A 20976-nucleotide genomic window follows, 5' to 3' on the forward strand; every position below is an offset into this window, starting at 1 on the left:
TACCAATCAAGTTGCATATTTAGTAGAAAAAGAAGATGACGGTCGCAACAATACAACTTTTTAATTAGGTAGAGAGCTAAATATAGCGAGTCTTAACAATCCCAACGTTAGCTCACTCCTTATTCAAGGCTCAGGTTAAATAAATATTTAACTTCCAATTTGCCCCGAAAACCGCTAGCCTTAGGGGCAATAAATAAAGTAACAAATACGTAAAATAATGGAGCAGTATTATGGCAGAGCAACAAGTGCAGCCTTTACACAACGAGAAGCACGCTAACATTAAAGTTAAAAACGGCGTGAATGTTGAATTCCTTAAAACTCAGCACTTAATGCCAGTGGTTGCACACGAATTTGCACGTGTAGCGACTGAATTCCCAATGGCTTTTGTTAAAAATTCAGAAACTGGTCAATTTCAAGCGGTTGCTATGTTTGGTCTTCAGCCAAATGAAAATCTATTTGTTGAAGGCGACAAGTGGACTGGTAGCTTTGTACCAATGGCAGCAGCTCGTTACCCGTTTGGTTTAGTTAAGCACCCAGAGCAAGATCAGTTTGGTATTGTGATTGATGAAGCAAGCCCGTTAGTTGGTGAAGAAGAAGGCAATGCGCTTTTTGAAGACGGTAAAGAGACTGAGTATTTAGCACGTCGTAAAGAAGCGTTAGTAAGCTACGTTGAGTTTGCTCGTGTAACTGAAGCATTTACTCAGTATCTTGCTGACAAAGAGCTTTTAGTTCAACAAACGTTAACTGTAGAGATCCGTGGTGAGAAGAAAGACATCAACGGTATCTATCTTGTAGATGAGCGCAAGTTAAATGAGTTAGGTGACGAAGATTTCCTAGAGCTACGTAAACGTGGCTATTTAGCTCCGATCTTCGCATTTTTAACTTCTACGCATCAAGTGGCGCGTCTAGCTCGTATTAAAGCACAGCGCGAAGCTAGCTAAACGCTTTTAGATATAGAATGATTCGATAGAAGCGCTTCCAGAGGAAGCGCTTTTTTTTATGCTCTAACAGTCACACCTTTGCTCTTTGTAAGTCTTGATGCTTCATGCGATAAAACTAATCGAATCGACCTTTTGCTATGATGAAATGTTTATATGACGGGTGGCGTTTTCAAAAACAATTTCCTCACTGTAATACCAACTAACCTTAATGCTTGCTCAATTTGAGGAGTGAATCTGACATTAGCTGCGTTAAAAACCTCTAGTTTAGAGCAACTTAATAGCAAAATTTTTGCCTTGCCTATAGGGCATAGGCACCTCGGCAGGAGCAGGACGCAAAAGCAGGGTTATCGACAAAATTTTCTCGCCTCAAAATAGACCACTTAATTAAGATAATTGTTATAAAAAATCATCTTTAATTTAATAATCCACAAACATTTCAACGTGAATACTTGCATCCTTCTATAGTTCATCACATGCTGTTGGCACAATAAAGAATCAAGGTAAAAAAATGAATAAAACTTCTTTGTTTGCATTCATGCTAGCGTTGACGACAACAGGTGTGATGGCTGAGGCGCAATCAAAGCCATTTGCAATCGCTATTCATGGCGGGGCGGGCACAATTGAGCGTAGTAACTTCACGCCGGAAAAAGAAAAACAATACAAAGCTAAATTAAAAGAAGCCGTTGAGGCTGGCTATAAGGTACTGGCACAAGGTGGAGAAAGTCTTGATGCAGTAACGGCAGCCATTAATATTCTTGAAGACTCTGCATTTTTTAATGCGGGGAAAGGTGCCGTATACACCTACGATGAAGGTCATGAATTAGACGCATCAATTATGGATGGTCGTAACCGTCAAGCAGGCGCAGTGGCTGGCGTAAAGCACATTAAAAACCCCATTAATCTGGCAAAAGAAGTCATGCAGCACTCTGTACATGTCATGCTAAGTGGTGATGGTGCAGAAGATTTTGCTAAGAGACGCGGTTTTGAGTTAGTGGAAAATAGCTACTTTGACACTGATGCTCGTTACCAGTCGCTCTTAAAGGCGAAAAAGCGATTACAGATGAAAGAAGCCGCCACGAAAGACTATCAAGCAGCACATCAGCAATTAGAGAGCGAATACAAGATGGGGACTGTCGGTGCAGTGGCGCTTGATAAGCATGGGAATTTAGCTGCAGGAACGTCGACAGGTGGGATGACGGCGAAACGCTTTGGACGAGTAGGTGACTCACCCGTGATTGGTGCAGGCACATTTGCAGATAACCGCTCTTGTGCAGTGTCTGCAACGGGCCATGGCGAGTATTTTATTCGGTATAATGTTGCGGCCGATATTTGCGCTCGCGTTGCTTATCAGGGTAAGTCGATAGAAAAAGCAGGCAAAGAGGTTATTTTTGACACGCTTTACCCTGTTGGTGGCACCGGCGGTGTGATAATTGTAGATCCCAATGGCAATATCAGCATGCCGTTTAATACAGCAGGAATGTATCGAGCAAGTAAATCCTCAAGCACCGAAACGTACGTAGGTATTTATCGCGACTAAAACAATATTAGATTAAGCAACTTCTTAAAACGCCAACTACTATTACTATGATAGCTGGCGTTTTAATGGAGATGGGCAATGCAATCAATAAAAGTCGCAGACTACTTAAATCATCGACCTGTAACATTTAATCAAGATATGCGCATAGAGGCTGCGGTTGAAAAACTGCTTCAAAGTGGACAATCTGGTGGCCCTGTCATCGATGAAAGTCGACGAGTCATCGGCTTTTTGTCTGAACAGGATTGCCTCAAAAAAATGTTAGAGGCAACGTATCAAAATGAGTCTCATAGTGTTGTGTCTGATGTGATGACAAAAGACCCGTTATGTGTAAATTGTGAAGATAGTATCGTGCAAATCGCAGATATGATGAGTTGTAATAAGCCCAAAATCTACCCTGTTGTTGACGAAGATAAGCGCTTACTGGGCGTGATCAGCCGGGCGAATGTATTACTCGCAATAGATAAACACTTACATGATACCTATATGTCTGGGCAACGATACGTATAACGTCTTTAGTAATACATTTATTAGCGCAAAATAAGACGTACTGATGAAATTTAGTTGGGTTCGTCCTACTTGATTTGCTAAACTACACGGCGTTTTATGTAATCACAAGGTGTCGTGTAGTGCAGGTTGACTCGCTGTTTAAAGAGCTAAATTCATGTCTTAAAAAGGATCACTTCGTCCTCAAAAAGCGCCTTCATGGTGCAAAAAAAATTACCGATCAAGAAAAACAAAAGCAGGTTATTGCAAAAATCGCAGCAGCAATTGCAAAAAGCCAGCAACTAAAGGTAACGAGAAGCGCAAATATCCCGGCAGTAGAGTACCCTGAACAGTTACCAGTAAGTCAAAAGAAAGAAGATATAAAAGCAGCGATTGCTAGTCACCAAGTGGTGATTGTCGCTGGTGAAACCGGATCTGGTAAAACCACTCAGTTACCAAAAATTTGTTTGGAACTTGGGCGCGGTGTGGATGGTTACATTGGCCACACTCAGCCTAGAAGGCTTGCCGCTAGAAGTGTATCGACTCGTATTGCAGAGGAGATTGGTTGTGAAATGGGGCAAGAAGTAGGGTTTAAAATTCGGTTTTCAGATCAAGTTTCCGATAACACCTACGTAAAATTAATGACTGATGGTATTTTACTGTCTGAAATTCAGCAAGATAGATTCCTAAATCAATACGACACCATCATCATAGATGAAGCGCACGAGCGTAGCCTTAATATTGACTTTATTTTAGGTTATCTAAAACAGCTTCTGCCTAAACGCCCAGATTTAAAAGTAATTATTACTTCTGCAACGATTGACCCTGAGCGTTTCTCCAAACATTTTAATGACGCGCCGATTATTGAAGTCTCAGGTCGAACCTATCCGGTGGAAGTAAGATATCGACCAGTCGAAGATATTGACCCACAAAATAGCGAAGCAGAGAACGATCAGCTACAAGGGATCTTTGACGCAGTTGATGAGCTGTGTGCAGAAGGGCCAGGTGATATTTTGGTATTTATGAACGGGGAACGCGAAATACGTGATACCGCTGATGCCTTGGCAAAGCGTAATTTAAAAGGAGTCGAAGTATTACCCCTCTATGCGCGCCTTTCAAACGCTGAACAAAATCGTATTTTTGCACCGCACAGCCAGCGCCGTATCGTATTATCGACAAATGTGGCAGAAACGTCTTTGACTGTACCTGGTATACGTTATGTTATCGATCCTGGTACTGCGCGGATCAGCCGCTATAGTTATCGCACCAAAGTTCAGCGCCTACCGATTGAGGCTGTATCTCAAGCCAGTGCCAATCAGCGAAAAGGTCGCTGTGGGCGGGTGGCATCAGGTATTTGTATTCGTTTGTATAGTGAACAAGATTTCCTTGGCCGCCCAGAGTTTACTGATCCTGAAATCTTAAGAACAAATCTTGCGTCAGTTATCCTGCAAATGCTTGCACTTGGACTTGGTGATATTAGTCAATTTCCATTTGTTCAAGCGCCTGACAGCCGAAATATAAAAGATGGTATGTCGCTACTCGAGGAACTTGAAGCGATTGTACCTGCAAAACGTAGAGAAAAAGCTCAACTCACTGATTCTGGGCGTAAGCTAAGTCGCCTTCCAATAGACCCCAGACTTGCCAAAATGGTCATGTCTGGTGCGCAAAATGGCGCACTTTGGGAGGCTATTGTAATCACTGCGGCTTTATCCATTCAAGACCCCCGTGAGCGGCCGCAGGATAAGCGTGCAGTAGCAGACGAAAAGCATAGTCGTTTTGAGAGCGAGCACTCTGATTTTGTCGCCTATCTTAATCTTTGGAACTATATTGAAGCCCAGCAACAAGCACTAACCCGAAATCAGTTTAGAAAGCAATGTCAAAAAGACTTTTTAGCCTATATGCGAGTGCGCGAATGGCAAGACATTGTGTATCAGCTCACAACGGTGTGTGAAGAGCTGAGTTTTAAAGTCAATAATACACCCGCAGCAGATGAAGCTATTCACCAAGCCTTACTCAGTGGTATGTTGAGCCATATTGGGGTGAAAGACGAAAAACAAAAGCAGGTCTTTAAAGGGGCACGCAATAGTCAGTTTCATATTTTCCCGGGCTCAAGTTTATTCAAAAAAAGTCCAAAATGGTTGATGTCGGCAGAGCTGGTAGAGACCAGTAAACTGTATGCACGGGTCAATGCAAAAATCGATGTGAACTGGATAGCGCCTTTAGCCAAGCACTTGGTTAATCGCAGTTATAGTGAACCGCATTGGGAAAAAAAGGCCGGTGCAGTAATCGCATTTGAACAACAAACTCTCTACGGTTTGATTATCGTAGGTCGCAAGCGCACAGTATATAGCGAGATAGACCCTGTAGTTAGCCGCGAAATCTTCATTCGAGAAGCCCTAGCCAACGGGCAACTTGGGCAAAGTGAAGGCTTTTTAACTGCAAACCAAAGGTTAGTTGAGGAAGTGCAAGCACTTGAAGACAAAGCTAGGCGTCGCGATATTTTGGTTGATGAAGAAGATGTAGTGGCATTTTACCATGACCGAATTCCACAGGATGTGAATAACCGCGCTGCATTTAACAAGTGGTGGCGAGTTAAAAAGCAAAAAGACAAGCGCGTTTTACATATGACCCGAGAACGGCTAATGAAGCATGGTGCGGATCATATTAATGCCACAGATTATCCCGATACTTGGCAACAAGATAACTTGATATTGCCGCTAAGTTATCATTTTGATCCGGGCCAAGCGCTTGATGGCGTGGTGGTTAATATACCACTGGCGTTACTAAACCAAATTAACGATGAGGGTTTTGATTGGCATATTCCTGCACTTAGGCATGAACTGGTATGTGGATTGATTAAATCTTTACCAAAAACCTTACGACGGAACTTTGTTCCCGCGCCAAACTATGCTGATGCTGTGCTTGCCTCTGTGGAGGTAATGCAAGGTCCATTTTTGGAAGCGGTTGCAAATCGTCTACTTAAAATGACTGGAGTGAAAGTTGCGCAGACCGACTGGGATACAAGTTCGCTTGAACCACATTTAAAAATGCAGTTTCAAGTAGTGAATGAACACGGAAAAGTAATCGCTCACGGTTTTAATTTAAGTTCGCTTAAGGCCAAGTTGCAGGGGCAAGTGACACAAACGCTCTCCCAAGTCGCCGAACAGGGGATTGAGCAAACCGATATTCAGCAGTGGAATTTTGGAGAGTTGCCAGAGCAGTACACCAAAAAACAAGGGAACTATGAGATTAAAGCATATCCCGCGTTGGTTGATAAAAAGCAAAGCGCAGCAATAGAACTTTTTGATAATGAAACAAAAGCACAAGCGGCACATCAGGCTGGTGTACGGCGACTTATCTTGCTTAATGTACCTTCACCCGTGAAGTACTTACAGCAACATTTACCTAATAAGGCAAAGCTTGGCTTATATTTTAATCCTTTTGGTAAAGTGCAAGACTTAATAGACGACTGTACTGCTGCTGGAGTGGATAAGCTGTTGCTCGAATTTGGTGAGGTGCGGGATGACAACGCATTTGAACAGGCTAAAGAATACATTCGAGTTGACTTAGGTGATACGGTTGTTGAGATAGCAAAACAAGTTGAATCACTGCTCAGCGTAGCTCATAGTATCAATAAACGCATGAAAGGACGTGTTGATTTAACCATGATCACTGCGCATGGTGATATTAAATCGCAGCTATCTGATCTTGTTTTTAAGGGCTTTGTAACAGCACACGGGGCACAAAAAATCGCAGACATTTTACGCTATATGAAAGCCATAGAAAAAAGACTTGAAAAGCTTGCTGTAGATCCAAATAGAGATAGGTTATGTGTACTAGAATTGGAAAAGGTAGCGGCGGCTTATCAAGATAAGTTAGCAAAAGTCCCATCAGGATTCCCGATACCACCATCGCTTAAAGATATTTTTTGGATGCAACAGGAACTTCGCGTGTCTTTGTTTGCTCAAACATTAGGAACCGCTTATCCTATTTCGGCTAAACGTGTTCTTAACGCAATAAAAGAGTGTGAAATATAAACTTGCATTTTAGAGTACGACAGTTACTTTATTATATGAGGAAGTAAAGTTTTGGATTGTGAGAAGGAAGCGGCATTGGTTATGTCCACACGAGAGAAAAGGAAAAATACGCCGCACCTGTTAGTGGTTGACGACGAGTATTTTAATTATGAAATGCTCGAGGTCGCATTGTCTGGGGTGTTTGAGCTTAGTTATGCCAATTCAGGTACCAGCTGTTTATCTAATGCAATTGCAGATCCTCCCGATGCAATTTTATTAGATGTATGTATGCCTGGGCTTGATGGTTATGACACATGTCGGATGCTGAAAAACACGCCAGAGACGAAGAACATCCCAGTGTTGATGGTGTCAGGCTTAGAATCTGAAAAAGAACAAAAAGCAGGTTTTGATGCCGGCTGTGATGCGTACGTAGTTAAGCCATTTTCGATGCAGTCGTTATTAGAAAAAATAAAATCAATGGTGTAGGAGCACACATGATCAATGAAGATAAACGTCGCTTTATGCGTATGTCTGTGGATGCGGTGGCACAATTAAGAGAGCTAGAGTCCGGAAAAACACACGAAGGAGTGTGTCATGATCTTAGTGCTACTGGCCTTTCTGTAACAATATCAGACCCTGTAGAAGCAAATACTGTTGTTGATATTTTTATTGATTCAAGTGGTGATATGATCCAGCCTTTGAGTGCCCATGCTACCGTGATACGTTGCAGTCAAGAACAGGATGGTCAATGGATTGCAGGTTTAGAGATCACCAAATTTAATTAGTCCAAGCCCTATATTGAGAGTGTCTTATCGTTATCAACTTGATGTTATGCCATCAAGCGCGTTTGGTTTTATAACTCACTGATCACACCACCACAGTGTCAATATTCGCAATATACTCGCCAATAAAGCCTCTACTGGCGAGTATGTACTTGACTTAAAAGATGTAGAGGTATCGAAGCTGATACCTAAAACAGCAGTGGTACCACCAGCATAACCCCATTTTTTCTAAATAACTTTATTGCCAACAGTGAGCTGGTATATAAAACCTATATCTACAGGGTATAAAACGACACAAAGAAAGTGGCGATGGATGCCAGTGCGAACATGGTGTATTCAGTGATTGATTGTTTGCGCTTTTCTTCATTGTCTTTGGGTGTTGTTGCTATCATTAATAAGCTCGTGATCAACATAGCTAGAGAGTATAAACATAAGATAGATAAAACAGCATCTGTAAACATATAAGCCTCGACTATAGGTTGGTATTAGTGTCTTTTTAGCAGACGGTTATGGCACTGCACGTATTGATTTGCGATAGGCTAGTTATACCGTTTCGACTTAATACATGATCAATCTTAGGGCGTAAATTTGATTCAAAGCATATAAATATCTTGATGATGAGGGCATCCAAAAGCGATGTTTTAGACGAAGGTTTTTGTACCTCAACATAGACAACTCTATTAAGCTAATTGATATAGATCCCTGAACAGCAGTGCATTTAATTATGTATTCGTCCCCAATGGGAGTAAATTATATCCTACTTTCAGATATTTCTAAAAGGAGTAACAGATGCGGTTCGAGTATTTTGTGGTAGACGCTTTCACTCGTAAGCGGTTTGGAGGTAACAACGCCGCAGTGGTAGAGGTTGAGCGGTGGTTTAGTGATAAGTTGATGCAGCAAATAGCCACTGAAAATAACTTGTCTGAAACCGCGTTTGTTAAGGCTTTAGATAAAAGTAATTATGAGATCAGGTGGTTTTCACCCATTACTGAAATTGATTTCTGTGGACACGCTACTTTAGCTGCGGCTTATGTATTATTTAACTGTAGAGGAAACTCTGGTGAAATATTCTTTCACACTCAGGAGGTTGGAACACTTGTCATCCAACAATCCGCTGACGGTAGAATTGTGATGAAATTTCCGAATCTAGCACCAATTGTAGCGGATGTACCAGATGCGCTACTCAAAGGAATTAGCATAACACCCACTCAAGTACTCAAAAATCGCCAAGCTTACTTCGTTATTGCAGATAACGAGCAGCAGGTACGTGATTGTAAATATGACAGTGAAGCGTTGAAACTGCTTGCACCACATGATGTTGTTGTTACTGCAAAAGGCGATAGTGTTGACTTTGTATCTCGTTATTTTTGGCCCGCCAATGGTGGTGATGAAGACCCCGTTACGGGTTCAATTCACGCGGGCCTTGCACCATATTGGGCAGATGTACTCGGAAAATATAATCTTCATGCGCATCAACTCTCTAAACGTGGTGGAGAGTTATTTTGTGAGGTAACGGGCGCGAATGTGATTGTGTCTGGGTTTGGTGTACTATATGCCAAAGGCATGTTTGACATTGATGACGAGTAGATATCAGGTTTTAGTACAAGTAAGGGCTTGAACCATTGCTCAAATTAATAGGTTAGCTGAGTGTCAAAGGTATTCAGCATTAAATTGAAAAAGAGTCACTATGACAAAACAAATATGGGTTGACGCTGATGCTTGCCCCGTGGTTATCAAAGAAATGTTATTTCGAGCGGCAGTGCGTACTTCTACCACTGTCACTTTGGTTGCGAATCAGTACCTAAAGACCCCGCCATCTCCTTTTATTCAGAAACTACAAGTCCCAAAGGGTTTTGATATTGCTGATAATGAAATAGTGAAGCGTGTCAATGAGGGGGATCTTGTGATCACGGGTGATATTCCGCTCGCTGATGAGGTTATTGAAAAAAAATGCACTGCGCTAAACACTCGCGGTGAGTTGTTAACCAAAGAAAATATAAAATCACGTTTAAACATTCGTGATTTTATGGATACTATGCGTGCCAGCGGAGTACAAACACAAGGTCCTCCGCCATTATCTCAATCTGATAAACAAAATTTCGCAAATCAATTAGATACTTGGATCACCAGAAATAAAAAGGATTAAATATGGGCTACAAAGCGAGCTGCTTGTGTCAAACTGTAAAAATTGAAATCCGTGGTGCTATCTCTGACATCATCCATTGTCACTGTTCGTTGTGTCGAAAGTCAACAGGAACCGCTTATGCAACCAACGGCTTTGTTAAAGCAGACGAATTTATAGTGCAAAGTGGTAAAGATTCGCTCAAGGCATATACAGTCAAACCGGGACGAAAGCGCCATTTTTGCGTACACTGCGCAAGCCCAATCTATAGTTCAAACGATGCAGACCCTAACCGTATTAGGCTCCGCCTTGGCATTGTAGATTCAGATATTAATGAACGCCCAATGTCGCATAATTTTGTCTCTTCCAAAGCCAATTGGGATGATTTAGACGACTGCTTACCGCGATATGATGCGTTTGAACCGAATCGAGATTTAATACCAACTTGACTTAATACTTGTTCAATTTGAAGGAGTAAATCTGACGCTAACAGCGTTAAAAATTTCTTATTTAGAACAACTAAATAGCAAAGTTTTTGCCTTGACTACATGGGGGTAGGTACCTTGGCGATAGCAGGGCGCGGTAGCGGAGTTATCGACAAGATTTTCTCGCCTCAAAATAGACCACTTAATTAAGAAAATTGGTATAACTTTAACATCAGGAGACAACAGTGGCAGGAATTAATGAACTTTCGCGGTTATTGAAAGAGATCTCACCACAGTTAGATAGCACACCTTATGTTTTTTGCACCGTAGACAAACCTTTGCTCGAGTGTCTAACACTAGACCCTATCGCCACTTTTGTTGAACACGAAGGGCTAACATTAGTTGTTAAACAATCGGTCGCAGATGCTCATGAACTGGCTTATTCATGTGTGATGAATAAAATCACTTTACAAGTCCACTCTAGCCTTGAAGCGGTGGGACTGACCGCAGCATTCTCAAATGCGTTAAAAGAGGTCAATGTTAGCGCAAATGTTTTCGCGGGTTTTTATCATGATCACATCTTTGTACCAGCAGATGATGCGAGTAAAGCGATATCTGCGATTCAAAACTTGGCAACCTAAGAGTGTGTATGTCAGTCATTGAATTTGTACCATACAAGTTAATGCCAGCAAGCTTTAATCCATGGCGCGAAATATTTATTGAAGTCGCTGATGAAGTGATAAAGGAAATTGCACATCCAGAGCTTCGTTTTTTACACTTTGGCTCAAGCTCGTTTAAAGTAGCAGGTAAAGGGATCATTGATATATCTGTGCTGTATCAGCCCGGTCAATTAACAAAAGCAGCTGCCTATCTAACCAAGCTTGGCTTTGAAAATCAGCATAGTGACAAACCATTTCCTCCTACTAGGCCACGTAAGGATATTGCGGTACGGTTTCAAGGTGAACTGTTCCAAATTCATGCTCATATTATCGAACAGGACAGTGAAGAACATCGCAAGCAGGTGCAATTTAAAGCGTACATGCTTGATAATGTCAAAGCTCGCTCAGAATATGAGGAACAAAAGCGGCAAATCATAACACAAGGTATTGCTCAACAAGATGACTATGGCAAAGCCAAAGCTCCGTTTGTAAAGCGTACATTATCGGCGCTATAACTTCGGCTTCAGATTTCAATATAATGGCGTCTCATCGGAGCGAGTAGCGTTTTTACATACGCTGCTCGCTACAAGGGTTTGGCATTACAGGTTAATGGTTTTAGTCAACTGAAGTGGTTCACCATCAACGTCAAACTCACCGGTTATTTTAAGTACGCCATCTTTTAATCCCCGTAACTTATCTACGCTAAAAGTTTTACTTTCATAAGGTGCAAAGGTAACGGGCAGCTGCCAAAGTGGCTCATCATTTTTGAATGAGTGAAATGGAATAAAATTAACACGCAATACACCACTTGACGCACCTGAATAGGGGCCGTTAAGTGTGATGGTGATATTATCACGAACACTAACTTTCATTTGAACACCATAAAAAGGTATCTTTGGCGTTAGAAGTGGCTTTTGTTGTGTTAATCCGTTCCAATGAATCACTAAGCTTTTAACGCTTGGTGTTGGCAATTCAATACGGTGCTCACCAAAATCCAGAGTTTCAGAGTAGTTAGCCATACTTAGTGTCATATGATGATTACTAGGGTTGTTGACGTACAGATAGTGCTTTTCGTCAGAAAAATAGCTTTGGATGTTGATACCACTTAGGGTAAAGAGCGCATTGTCGCCAAGTGTTGATTGCCATTGCTGCAGTAAGCGATTGAGGGTTTTATGCTCAGTTTCCGTGACTATTCTTGATTTCTGTTTGTTAAAGATTTCGCGAAGTGGGGTCATACAACCACTTAACTGAGCGCTATATTTCTAAAGGCTCTGCGAAGTAGCGCTGCATCGTTAAAGTGCCAAGGGTTAGTGGTTTGTTCATTCGTGATCAAGTAGTCATGCGCAGCAAAGTACGGCGTTATTCTATGATTGTTATTTCGGCCAATAAGGCTTATTTTTTGCAAGCTAAGGTCTGAAACACCAATTTGGATCAACGGTAGCCTAGCCAGTTGCTCATGGTGTTGTGTTTTCATTTTAATAATCAGTGCATCGTCCCGCTTTGAAAGCGTGAGCGCCACTTGATGATATAGCTTAATATCGTTGCGTAATTGCGGCAGCAGTGCGACGGATTTTGCGGGAAATAACTCTTGATTGCTAGAAACTGTTAACTTCATCCCTTCTTGAAGTGTAAATTGCAGTAGAGTGTCTTTATTAAAATCAATTTCTTTTGGTTTAACGCGTCCGAGACGCGCATCTAAGCTCTCGATTGTTAAATCAGCGATTAACGCAAAGCCAATTTCCCCTCGTTTACTCTGCTCTGGTTCTAAGTCGATTAGTGCTGCAACACTATGCTCATCAAGTGAGTTGATTAAAGGTGTTTTATCGGGGGCGGGAAAATCCATCACGGCATGTGTAGAGGAAAAGTTTGGATGAATATCGAGACGATTAAGTGTTTTGCTTTCGGTATTTCTGAGCCAATATGTGGCACCGTTTTGCTCCCAAGGCCCATCGACAATATAAAAACTTGGCGTGGCAGAGCGCACAAACGCTGCAAACTGCTGTTCAAGCTGAGGCCAATCGGGGAAGGTCTGTTTTAAGAGTGCATTGGCAGTTGGCAAGGTGTTTTCAGAGTGAGGATTTGCGTCCATTAATTTGCCGATAAAGCGTTTAAAATATTGATATCGCTCAGGATCGCTCAATAAAAAATGTACGATAAAGAAGTTGAGCCCGCGTTTGAGCGATGGGTCGTCATTGATGGCTTCAAAAGATGGCTGGCCATTTTGATAATACTGCTGTAAACCCAAGTGCAGATAATTCATTGGAGCACGGTCAAAAACCATCACAGTTAACTGCTTTTTATTTGGATCATATACGTGGCTTGCAATGGCATCAGCCATCCCCTCAGTGATCCAATTGGGTGCCCAAGTTGAGTGACCGTTCAGTGCCATATGAAACGCATGCATAGTTTCATGGATCACGATGTAGCGTTGGTGATGCTGGCGATGACTCGGAAAGTTGTACCCTGCACGGTTATAAAACATCGTTTCGCCGCCAGCTGTTTTATGTACGCCGCGCAAAAAGCCATCGTCCAGCATGGCTTCTTTTGTACGTTGGCGTGAACTGCCATAAACGACAGCGATTCTCTTCTTATCAATCGCGGAGGGTGCCATCCCAAACAATTCAACATAATGAGGATAAGACATTTCAAGTAATTCTAAATAAAGTTTTACTTTGTCTTCAGGCAGGTCACTTTTGAGTGCAAAATGTTTACTCACCCACCAGTCATATCCCCGCGAGTTAGCTATTTTTCCTTCGCTATAAGTGAGCGGAATTTGTTTACCAACGTGTTGGATATCGATGTGCTTCAGTGTACTAACTCGGCCATTAACGCTCACTTCAGAGCGCATATCAGCAGGGCTTGGAATAGCGACGATATTGCTTCGCGTAGTTTGGCATCCGCTGAGTAAAGCAAGTAATGCAATTAAAGGAGCAAATACAAGTTGTTGCTTTTGCAGGAAGAGTATTCGTCTATAAAAGGAAATGGTTGGGAATAAATAAAATAAAGACATGATACTTTGCTCTCGTTATTATTTGTGTATATTGTATGCAATATAAAATAACAAAGATAACAGGTATTGTCATTATGCAAAATCAGCAGCAGTGGTGTGAGCCAGATCTCAATGAGACAAATCGGTCAACTTCGTCTTCTGGGTTTGGCCGCACGTTTTACATTGCGAATATCATGGAAATATTTGAACGGCTAGCTTGGTATGGCTTTTTCGCTGTGTCATCAATTTATATGACAACCCCAAAATCACAAGGTGGTATTGGCTTTACTGATATAGAGCGTGGCGCAGTGCAGGGAATTATTCCCTTCTTTTTATATCTTTTGCCTGTTGTAACTGGTGCGCTGGGAGATCGCGTCGGGTATAAAAAGATGTTCTTTTTTGCATTTTTGGTAATGACACCAAGTTATTATTTACTGGGACAGGCACAGAGTTTTTGGCCATTTTTTGCAGCGCTGAGTTTTGTTGCGCTGGGGGCTGCTTGCTTTAAGCCTGTGGTTGTTGGCACCGTCAGCCACAGTACAAACGATGGTAATCGTGGTCTGGGCTTTGGGATTTTTTATACCATGGTGAATATTGGTGGGTTTTTAGGTCCTTTGGTTGCTGGGTATATGCGCGCCATTAGCTGGGATGCGGTATTTATGATGTCGGCGATTTGGATTGCCATAAACTTTATCCCCTTGATGTTATTTTACAAAGACCCGCAAACATTACCTAAAACCAAGCAATCTCCTACTCAAGTATTAAAAACGGCACAGTCGGTGCTGGGTAATACCCGTTTAGCACTTGCGCTGTTTGTCGCACTGGCGCTATTGATGTCGGCAGGCGTTGGGTTTTCTGACTACAGTCAGGCGTTTACTTGGATTGCAATCTGGTTAGTAGCTAACTGGGTGTGGGACAGAATGCTTATAAATCGAGCGTCGACTAAAGCATGGTGGCAACAACCGATGAAGGTGAGCAACCTGCCGTTTGCGTTATATTTGCTGATCCTTGCAGGCTTTTGGACTGTTTATAATCAGCTGTTTTATACTTTACCTGTGTATATCCGTGATTATGCAGATACCCGAGATATATTGGCGTGGTTTGGCGATTCTGGCGTCGCGTTTTTAGCGCATGTTGATATTGATAAGTTAACTGCTGCTATTTTTACGCTGTTCAATGAGCTTAAGGAAAGTGGCACGGTATCCATTGAAACCATTAGGCTGGAATGGGTTCACCTCAAAGTGAATGTCCCCCATGAGCAAATACAGTTGATACTACAAACGCTAAATGCGCTTCATGATAATGGACAGGCTCTTTCACAGCACCAAGCGCAAGCCCTTGCTAAGCAAATCGTACAATATCGTCAAATCAATCCTGAGTATCTCATCAACTTAGACTTTGCAGCGATCGTGGTCGCACAAATTTTGGTGAGTTTTGTCTGTCAGCGATTTAGACCATTTTATGTGTTAGTCACAGGCTTACTGGTGATGGCGGTTGCGTTTATCGCATTACTTAGCGATAGCGACTGGTTAAGCGGTCAGCTCATTGTCACTGTCATATTACTTATCGCGCTGGGTGAAATGCTTGCCTCTCCTAAAAGCCAAGAGTATGTCGCGAGTATCGCGCCTCAATCTCAAGCTGCGTTGTATATGGGATATTACTTTGTTTCTATGGCGCTGGGTTTCTTATTTGCTGGATTTTTATCTGGTTGGAGCTATAAAGTGTTAGTACAAGAAATGGCGGCACCTGAGTTAATGTGGGGACTATTTGCCGCTATCGCGTATATCACTGCCATTGCATTATTCTGGTTCAACAAAGTGATAATAGACAGAAAAACATAGCACTGTTGAAATGGGAACAGTTATTGGTCGCGATCGGTTTGTTTGCAAGCCATATTCTTTCTAAACTCAAGCAAAAAATGAGGAAGTAAGATGAATAAAAAAATATGGATGAGCACAGTGCTTTTTGTTTCCAGCAGTGTGTATGCGCAAACGTATGTTTTACACGCTGATTCTGCGATTGATGTGGTGTCAGGCAAGCTTATCTCACCTGCCACTGTGGTCGTTGAAGACAATAAAATTACCTCAGTCGGAAAGTCAAATCGTAAAGCCTATCCAAAGGGTGTAGAGGTGATAGACCTAAGCGGTCACACATTATTACCCGGTCTATTTGATATGCATGTCCACTTGACTTCAGACGCTCACGTTCATGGCTACAAAAGGTTGCAACGCACCGCTTCTCGAGCAGCGATCACCGGTGTTAGAAACGCCAAGCGTACACTGGATGCGGGCTTTACTTCTGTTCGTAACCTCGGTGCTGCTGGCTATGCTGACATCGCGCTGCGAGATGCCATTATTGATGGTGACGTACCAGGCCCGCGTGTAAATGCAGCAGGCCCTTCTCTTGGGATCACCGGCGGTCATTGTGACAACAGCCTTTTAACCCATGAGCATAAAGTCTTTTCAGAAGGGGTTGCAGATGGTCCTTGGGCGGTAAGGCAAAAAGTACGTGAAAATATTAAATATGGTGCTAACTTAATCAAGTTCTGTGCAACGGGTGGGGTATTGTCTAAAGGCACTAAAGTGGGAGCTCAGCAATATTCTCAAGAGGAAATGACGGCGATAGTAACCGAAGCGCACCTACGCGGCTTAACGGTTGCAGCCCACGCGCATGGTACTGACGGTATCAAGTCCGCAATTAAAGCGGGTGTGAACTCGGTTGAACATGTCAGTTTTGTTGATGATGAAGCCATTCAGCTGGCCAAAGATAAAGGCACGTACTTCTCTATGGACATTTACAATACTGAATATATTCTAGGCGAGGGCGAAAAAGCGGGAATTTTAGCAGAGAGCTTAGATAAAGAACGTAAAGTTGGGGCTACTCAGCGTGCCAGTTTCACAAAAGCGGTAAAAGCGGGCGTGAATATGGTGTTTGGCTCTGATGCTGGGGTTTATCCTCACGGCGACAATGGCAAGCAGTTTAGCCGTATGGTGAAATTTGGCATGACTGAACTACAGGCTTTGCAGGCCGCTACCATTAACTCCGCGACGTTACTCAAGCAAAACACACAATTAGGCTCGCTTGAGGCGGGGAAACTTGCTGATATTATTGCGGTTAAAGGCAATCCGCTTAAAGACATTGGTGTGATGGAAAATGTCACTTTTGTTATGAAAGACGGCAAAGTAGAGAAGCGGTAATAAAGCAGCCCAAGGCCGGTTTCGCATTCGTCAAACACCTTTTACCGACATTAATGTCTCTTCTAAACAGGCTACAAAAGGTAGCCTGCTATCTGTTTCACTGGCGTACATTTATCTATTCAGTGCTTCTGAAATGGTGTTGATCCAATCACCGTTTTGGTCGCTGGAGAATTGCCAATTCATAACGCCACCCAGTTTAGCAATGTTTTGAATAGGCATAATCACCTCGTTAACTATGGTTCTTGCTGGCATGTATCCGGAGCCTGCGTCGCGCATGGTAACGGGGAATCCTAACACTATCTTTTCAGGTGACATATTCGGCAACTTAATATAGTTAAGATATGAGTTAACTATTTGGTCTGGGTTGGCGCTCCAAGGTGGGTTGTTATAAAACTGCACATTTAACCAATCTATATCTTGCCCTACCTGTTCTGCTACCTCAATATATCCTGCCATAGCACCTCCTTGCTCCAGATAAGGAGGCTGAGGTGCATGGGTTATAAGAAAGTCTGGGCTTGGTAGTTGCCTTCTGAGTTCCTGAGTTAAGGCAATCAAAAACTGTGCGCCGTCGTATCCAGCCTTGCCGATGAATGCCGCACTGTCTTCGTAATCAATGTCAACACCATCGAGATGGTTGTCTTTTACAAATTTTGCGAGCGCTCTAGCTAACTGTGCTGTATCTGTGGATTGTAGACGATAAGTATTATAATCCATGTCTCCACCACCAAAAGAGATAAGCACTTTCTGCCCTTTTTGCTGCATAGCCTTGATTGCCTCAACGGTTGCGTTGGTGAAGCTGGAGTGAGTGGCTGCGACCGCACCATTCAGTATTAAAGTAAACGGACTGTCACTTGTTGCAGACAAAAATGCGAGGTTAACCACGTCATAGGGCAGATCGCTGGCATTAATAAGCGGGATAGCGCCTGAATTGTAGTATGTAATCGTTTTTGACATGCTAGTTCCTTTTATGAAAAGACAATCGACTATTACAAATTAGCTAAGTTTTCCGATATATGAAATTACAGGGGATTACAATAAATAGCCGGTTTGCTAAATAGTTCATAAGTGTAGATTAAATATAGAAGTGCTTGGCCAGTGGCTAAATAGGCTCAGGTAACCCTGCCTGTCTAGTTTGAGAATGACTTCACCACGTTGTGAATTGAATGAATAATGACGGGATAACCCAGACTGAGACATATAGCAGGCGTTGCAGCTGGTACTACGTAATGTAGTTTGCAGTGCGTCAAGGCAAGCACTAGCATCTTTTACCACGTCCTCAGAGTTAAGATCTATATTCAGGACAATACTAAGTAGTCCTGACGTGAAGCCACTAAACCCAAGGTTATTTCCATCTTGATACCAGCTTTTTATCATTTGTTGCAGGGTAATCACGTCTAGTTCGTAATTGGCAATTGGGTGGTTTAAGTTACTATTTACGATAGGTGCCAGTGTCTCAATGAGATGATCCGGTGAGGTGAGCGTTTTTGATTGGCTGTTTTCCCATACTAAATAAAGACAAAAATAGCGGGCAAAATCACCCAGGTTTTGTGCTTTTTGCGTCGCCCAATGATAAGCTGTAGTCACTGTTTCTTCAGACAATGTAAATGCCTGTTCACAATAACAAATAACATTATATAAGGTCAGCTTTTCATCAAATGATGCGCCCGAATTTATTGCTGGATAGTCTAAGTTATAACGGTGATAAAAACGCGCTATTTTATTTAAAGCGTTGCTATCAACTAGGTGGTATTTAGTCAATATCTCCGAGAGAATAATGCGCTCTTTCTCTGAATTGTGGCTATTTAAAACAGCTAGTGTCCTGAGGTCTTGGTTATGCAACTCAAACAGTTTTCCAGTGCCCACCGATAAATGAAGTTGGTGTAAATAAAGTAAAGTAGATCCCATTAATTTTAGGCATAACATTTCAATAAATTGTTCTTCTGAGTTGCACTTCACGATTTGTTTTGGTTTTATGAGTGCTTCGGTGCAGGGCATACCCTGGTGAATAAGCTGAAGCAATGTCTGTATCTTATCTGAAAATTGTTGCGGTTGTGATATTTCAGTCTTGTCAATTATGAGCGCCATGACTCTTCCTTAGTTGGTGTTAGGTGTGCCAGTTTTTATTTGACGTGCGATCAAGATGACATGGCATTCAATACAATGAAGTGATTGAGTATCCAAAAGAGGTAATTGAGCGATTAAAGAGGTGCTAATGCGCCTCTTTAATCTGGCGTATCACCATAGAATACAGCAAGCTCACGTTAGCTCCTCCACAGAGGAGCTAAATAGTGCTTTGTAGCACAGTGATAAAGCTTAACATTTTTGCGGGTCATGTAATTTTGCAATCGCAGAGCGTACTCGCAGGCACCCTTTTTCTGCAGGGCAATTCTCTGCACTTTTACAAGCTGGGAACTGCGCATCATCACTGGCTGGCTCTGCCATAAATGACGCTACCATACCGCGCTGAAATACCAATGCTAAGGTTGAGCCACCATAGCTGAAATAACCCAGCTCTTGACCTTTTTTGACGTATTGGCCTTCATCAACTGTGATTTCTACCGATGAAATTTCGGTGATCCCAATTGGGATCACAGCAACCAGCCCTCTACCGAATTCATCTTCGATAAAAACAATACCACGCGTGTTTACCATAGCTTGATAGCCTTGAGATTCAGTGCCAGCACTGGCATCAAAGCCCTCACTACGCAATTCACTGAAGGTAAATCCTTCAATAGTTTGTTTGCGCACGACTTTACCTGAAATTGGTGCATGCCAACGGTGGTAATCCGCGCCAGAGAGGAAGGATTGCATCACATCTCCACCAACAAAAGGCTCGATGAGATAAGAAGGGGTGGGAACATCGTGTTCTTTGCTAATCGCGTTACCGCCGAGCATATCAAACAATGAGTAGGGCTGGCCCTTCAACCAGAACTGGTTACAGTATTGCACGTCTCTTGCTATGCGATAAACAGTACCATCATTTGCAGATACGACTATTTTATTGGAGTCATTGGCAGGAAGTGGTCGATAAGTGTCAAGATCTAACTCTCGATGGAAAAAATCATTATATGAGGTAAAGCCCCAGTAAGTTTGCGTTCTATCTGCATAGTTTTTTGCCTGAGATAGACAAAGTTGCTCTTGGGCACTTTGAGATAGCCAGCCCGTCGGTGCGGGGATTGTGCCTTCAGGATTGAGCACAACTTTAGACTCTTCTGAGTCTAAGTAAGTCTGCCACGCTTGAAGTACTTGTGTAAGCCTAGCATTAAACTCATTCATAACGAATAGCTTATTCCCTGATGGAACAAACATGTAGAAAACAAACAGTTTGGACATAGGGAAAGTTTCTTTTTCGAACTCAGGGGCACGTTGAATAACGTAGTTAATAGCAACGAGCCATTGCGACAGAGTCTCAAAAGCTCGATATGGCTCGGGTACTTCAGTTAACATCTGGGTGGCGAAACGCCTAGCGGTGCTGTCGCTACTCGGTGTGCATGAAAGGTAATCCGAAAGTGCCTGAACTGCGGGTTCATAGCTACCAGAAAAAGCCAGTTCAGCTTGAGTCAAAGTTTCTTTTTGCCACTTTACAATTTGCTCAACCTTATGGTTATCCTCAGGGCTAATTTCTGCCTGACGACTTTCACTAACAACACGTAAAATATTCATGATTTCTTTCATTTGAGTGCTCTCCTTAATAAGAGCAGGGCGGGATCGCACTTTTAGCTAATTTATGATCAAATAGCGCCAATCCCATTGCTAGGCGCAACCAATGAACCTGATTGAACACCTTACAGTTGTAGAAGAAACTCGCTCTGATATTAACAAAAA

General features: G+C 42.4%; 18 protein-coding genes. 13 read left to right on the forward strand and 5 right to left on the reverse strand.

Annotation, left to right across the window (positions count from 1 at the left end; genetic code table 11):
* Window positions 1-230 precede the first annotated feature (230 nt).
* From F9Y84_RS16025 to F9Y84_RS16080, 11 genes are all read left to right on the forward strand, one after another.
* Window positions 231-941: a SapC family protein gene (locus tag F9Y84_RS16025; RefSeq protein WP_125253895.1), complete on the forward strand. Its 711-nt coding sequence runs from the start codon at window positions 231-233 to the stop codon at window positions 939-941.
* Window positions 942-1449: 508 nt separating this feature from the next.
* Complete coding sequence (locus F9Y84_RS16030) at window positions 1450-2478, forward strand: isoaspartyl peptidase/L-asparaginase family protein (RefSeq protein ID WP_147389119.1); 1029 nt, start codon at window positions 1450-1452, stop codon at window positions 2476-2478.
* Between the two features lie 78 nt (window positions 2479-2556).
* Window positions 2557-2985 (forward strand): CBS domain-containing protein, encoded by a 429-nt coding sequence (locus F9Y84_RS16035; protein WP_125253897.1) that lies wholly within the window; start codon window positions 2557-2559, stop codon window positions 2983-2985.
* Between the two features lie 119 nt (window positions 2986-3104).
* Window positions 3105-6998 (forward strand): ATP-dependent RNA helicase HrpA, encoded by a 3894-nt coding sequence (hrpA, locus tag F9Y84_RS16040; RefSeq protein WP_147389120.1) that lies wholly within the window; start codon window positions 3105-3107, stop codon window positions 6996-6998.
* Window positions 6999-7079: 81 nt separating this feature from the next.
* Window positions 7080-7463 carry a response regulator gene (locus F9Y84_RS16045; protein ID WP_125253912.1) on the forward strand — a complete coding sequence of 128 codons (384 nt, stop codon included), beginning with the start codon at window positions 7080-7082 and terminating at the stop codon, window positions 7461-7463.
* An 8-nt stretch (window positions 7464-7471) separates the two neighbouring features.
* A complete protein-coding gene (locus F9Y84_RS16050; protein WP_128732724.1) occupies window positions 7472-7762 on the forward strand; it encodes a PilZ domain-containing protein in 291 nt (96 codons plus the stop codon).
* 786 nt (window positions 7763-8548) lie between these two features.
* A complete protein-coding gene (locus tag F9Y84_RS16060) occupies window positions 8549-9346 on the forward strand; it encodes a PhzF family phenazine biosynthesis protein (protein ID WP_128732207.1) in 798 nt (265 codons plus the stop codon).
* A gap of 100 nt (window positions 9347-9446) precedes the next feature.
* Window positions 9447-9905, forward strand: coding sequence for a YaiI/YqxD family protein (locus F9Y84_RS16065; RefSeq protein ID WP_128732206.1), 459 nt, complete (start codon window positions 9447-9449; stop codon window positions 9903-9905).
* 2 nt (window positions 9906-9907) lie between these two features.
* Window positions 9908-10330 (forward strand): GFA family protein, encoded by a 423-nt coding sequence (locus F9Y84_RS16070; RefSeq protein ID WP_128732205.1) that lies wholly within the window; start codon window positions 9908-9910, stop codon window positions 10328-10330.
* A gap of 221 nt (window positions 10331-10551) precedes the next feature.
* Window positions 10552-10947 carry an ACT domain-containing protein gene (locus F9Y84_RS22550; RefSeq protein WP_128732204.1) on the forward strand — a complete coding sequence of 132 codons (396 nt, stop codon included), beginning with the start codon at window positions 10552-10554 and terminating at the stop codon, window positions 10945-10947.
* Between the two features lie 8 nt (window positions 10948-10955).
* Complete coding sequence (locus F9Y84_RS16080) at window positions 10956-11480, forward strand: GrpB family protein (protein WP_147391141.1); 525 nt, start codon at window positions 10956-10958, stop codon at window positions 11478-11480.
* An 84-nt stretch (window positions 11481-11564) separates the two neighbouring features.
* Here the strand turns inward: F9Y84_RS16080 and F9Y84_RS22265 are convergent, their stop codons facing one another.
* On the reverse strand, window positions 11565-12200 hold the full coding sequence (locus tag F9Y84_RS22265) for a hypothetical protein (RefSeq protein ID WP_225740696.1): 636 nt from the start codon (window positions 12198-12200) through the stop codon (window positions 11565-11567).
* An 8-nt stretch (window positions 12201-12208) separates the two neighbouring features.
* Window positions 12209-13975, reverse strand: coding sequence for a hypothetical protein (locus F9Y84_RS16085; protein WP_225740697.1), 1767 nt, complete (start codon window positions 13973-13975; stop codon window positions 12209-12211).
* Between the two features lie 74 nt (window positions 13976-14049).
* On the opposite strand from F9Y84_RS16085, the gene F9Y84_RS16090 reads away from it, so the two are divergent.
* Window positions 14050-15795, forward strand: coding sequence for an MFS transporter (locus tag F9Y84_RS16090; protein ID WP_147391146.1), 1746 nt, complete (start codon window positions 14050-14052; stop codon window positions 15793-15795).
* A gap of 90 nt (window positions 15796-15885) precedes the next feature.
* Window positions 15886-17151: a Xaa-Pro dipeptidase gene (locus tag F9Y84_RS16095; RefSeq protein WP_147391142.1), complete on the forward strand. Its 1266-nt coding sequence runs from the start codon at window positions 15886-15888 to the stop codon at window positions 17149-17151.
* 111 nt (window positions 17152-17262) lie between these two features.
* On the opposite strand, the gene F9Y84_RS16100 is transcribed toward F9Y84_RS16095, so the two are convergent.
* The 3 genes from F9Y84_RS16100 to F9Y84_RS16110 all read right to left on the reverse strand — a co-directional run bounded on the left by F9Y84_RS16100 (window position 17263) and on the right by F9Y84_RS16110 (window position 20826).
* Entirely contained in the window at window positions 17263-18105 is an 843-nt protein-coding gene (locus tag F9Y84_RS16100; protein WP_147391143.1) for a glycosyl hydrolase family 18 protein, read from the reverse strand.
* 105 nt (window positions 18106-18210) lie between these two features.
* On the reverse strand, window positions 18211-19236 hold the full coding sequence (locus tag F9Y84_RS16105; protein WP_147391144.1) for a hypothetical protein: 1026 nt from the start codon (window positions 19234-19236) through the stop codon (window positions 18211-18213).
* A gap of 228 nt (window positions 19237-19464) precedes the next feature.
* The gene (locus F9Y84_RS16110) at window positions 19465-20826 is read right to left on the reverse strand and encodes a phosphatidylserine decarboxylase family protein (RefSeq protein WP_147391145.1); all 1362 of its coding nucleotides are present in this window, start codon (window positions 20824-20826) and stop codon (window positions 19465-19467) included.
* Window positions 20827-20976: the final 150 nt, after the last annotated feature.

The organism is Pseudoalteromonas peptidolytica, from assembly GCF_012641745.1.
Lineage (GTDB): Bacteria > Pseudomonadota > Gammaproteobacteria > Enterobacterales > Alteromonadaceae > Pseudoalteromonas > Pseudoalteromonas peptidolytica.

What these genes read in the sequence shown, in the direction of transcription:
- F9Y84_RS16025 (WP_125253895.1), top strand. Translation starts at nt 231, where the DNA reads ATGGCAGAGCAACAAGTGCAGCCTTTACACAACGAGAAGCACGCTAAC.
- F9Y84_RS16030 (WP_147389119.1), top strand. Translation starts at nt 1,450, where the DNA reads ATGAATAAAACTTCTTTGTTTGCATTCATGCTAGCGTTGACGACAACA.
- F9Y84_RS16035 (WP_125253897.1), top strand. Translation starts at nt 2,557, where the DNA reads ATGCAATCAATAAAAGTCGCAGACTACTTAAATCATCGACCTGTAACA.
- F9Y84_RS16045 (WP_125253912.1), top strand. Translation starts at nt 7,080, where the DNA reads ATGTCCACACGAGAGAAAAGGAAAAATACGCCGCACCTGTTAGTGGTT.
- F9Y84_RS16050 (WP_128732724.1), top strand. Translation starts at nt 7,472, where the DNA reads ATGATCAATGAAGATAAACGTCGCTTTATGCGTATGTCTGTGGATGCG.
- F9Y84_RS16060 (WP_128732207.1), top strand. Translation starts at nt 8,549, where the DNA reads ATGCGGTTCGAGTATTTTGTGGTAGACGCTTTCACTCGTAAGCGGTTT.
- F9Y84_RS16065 (WP_128732206.1), top strand. Translation starts at nt 9,447, where the DNA reads ATGACAAAACAAATATGGGTTGACGCTGATGCTTGCCCCGTGGTTATC.
- F9Y84_RS16070 (WP_128732205.1), top strand. Translation starts at nt 9,908, where the DNA reads ATGGGCTACAAAGCGAGCTGCTTGTGTCAAACTGTAAAAATTGAAATC.
- F9Y84_RS16080 (WP_147391141.1), top strand. Translation starts at nt 10,956, where the DNA reads ATGTCAGTCATTGAATTTGTACCATACAAGTTAATGCCAGCAAGCTTT.
- F9Y84_RS22265 (WP_225740696.1), bottom strand. Translation starts at nt 12,200, where the DNA reads ATGACCCCACTTCGCGAAATCTTTAACAAACAGAAATCAAGAATAGTC.
- F9Y84_RS16085 (WP_225740697.1), bottom strand. Translation starts at nt 13,975, where the DNA reads ATGTCTTTATTTTATTTATTCCCAACCATTTCCTTTTATAGACGAATA.
- F9Y84_RS16090 (WP_147391146.1), top strand. Translation starts at nt 14,050, where the DNA reads ATGCAAAATCAGCAGCAGTGGTGTGAGCCAGATCTCAATGAGACAAAT.
- F9Y84_RS16095 (WP_147391142.1), top strand. Translation starts at nt 15,886, where the DNA reads ATGAATAAAAAAATATGGATGAGCACAGTGCTTTTTGTTTCCAGCAGT.
- F9Y84_RS16100 (WP_147391143.1), bottom strand. Translation starts at nt 18,105, where the DNA reads ATGTCAAAAACGATTACATACTACAATTCAGGCGCTATCCCGCTTATT.
- F9Y84_RS16105 (WP_147391144.1), bottom strand. Translation starts at nt 19,236, where the DNA reads ATGGCGCTCATAATTGACAAGACTGAAATATCACAACCGCAACAATTT.
- F9Y84_RS16110 (WP_147391145.1), bottom strand. Translation starts at nt 20,826, where the DNA reads ATGAAAGAAATCATGAATATTTTACGTGTTGTTAGTGAAAGTCGTCAG.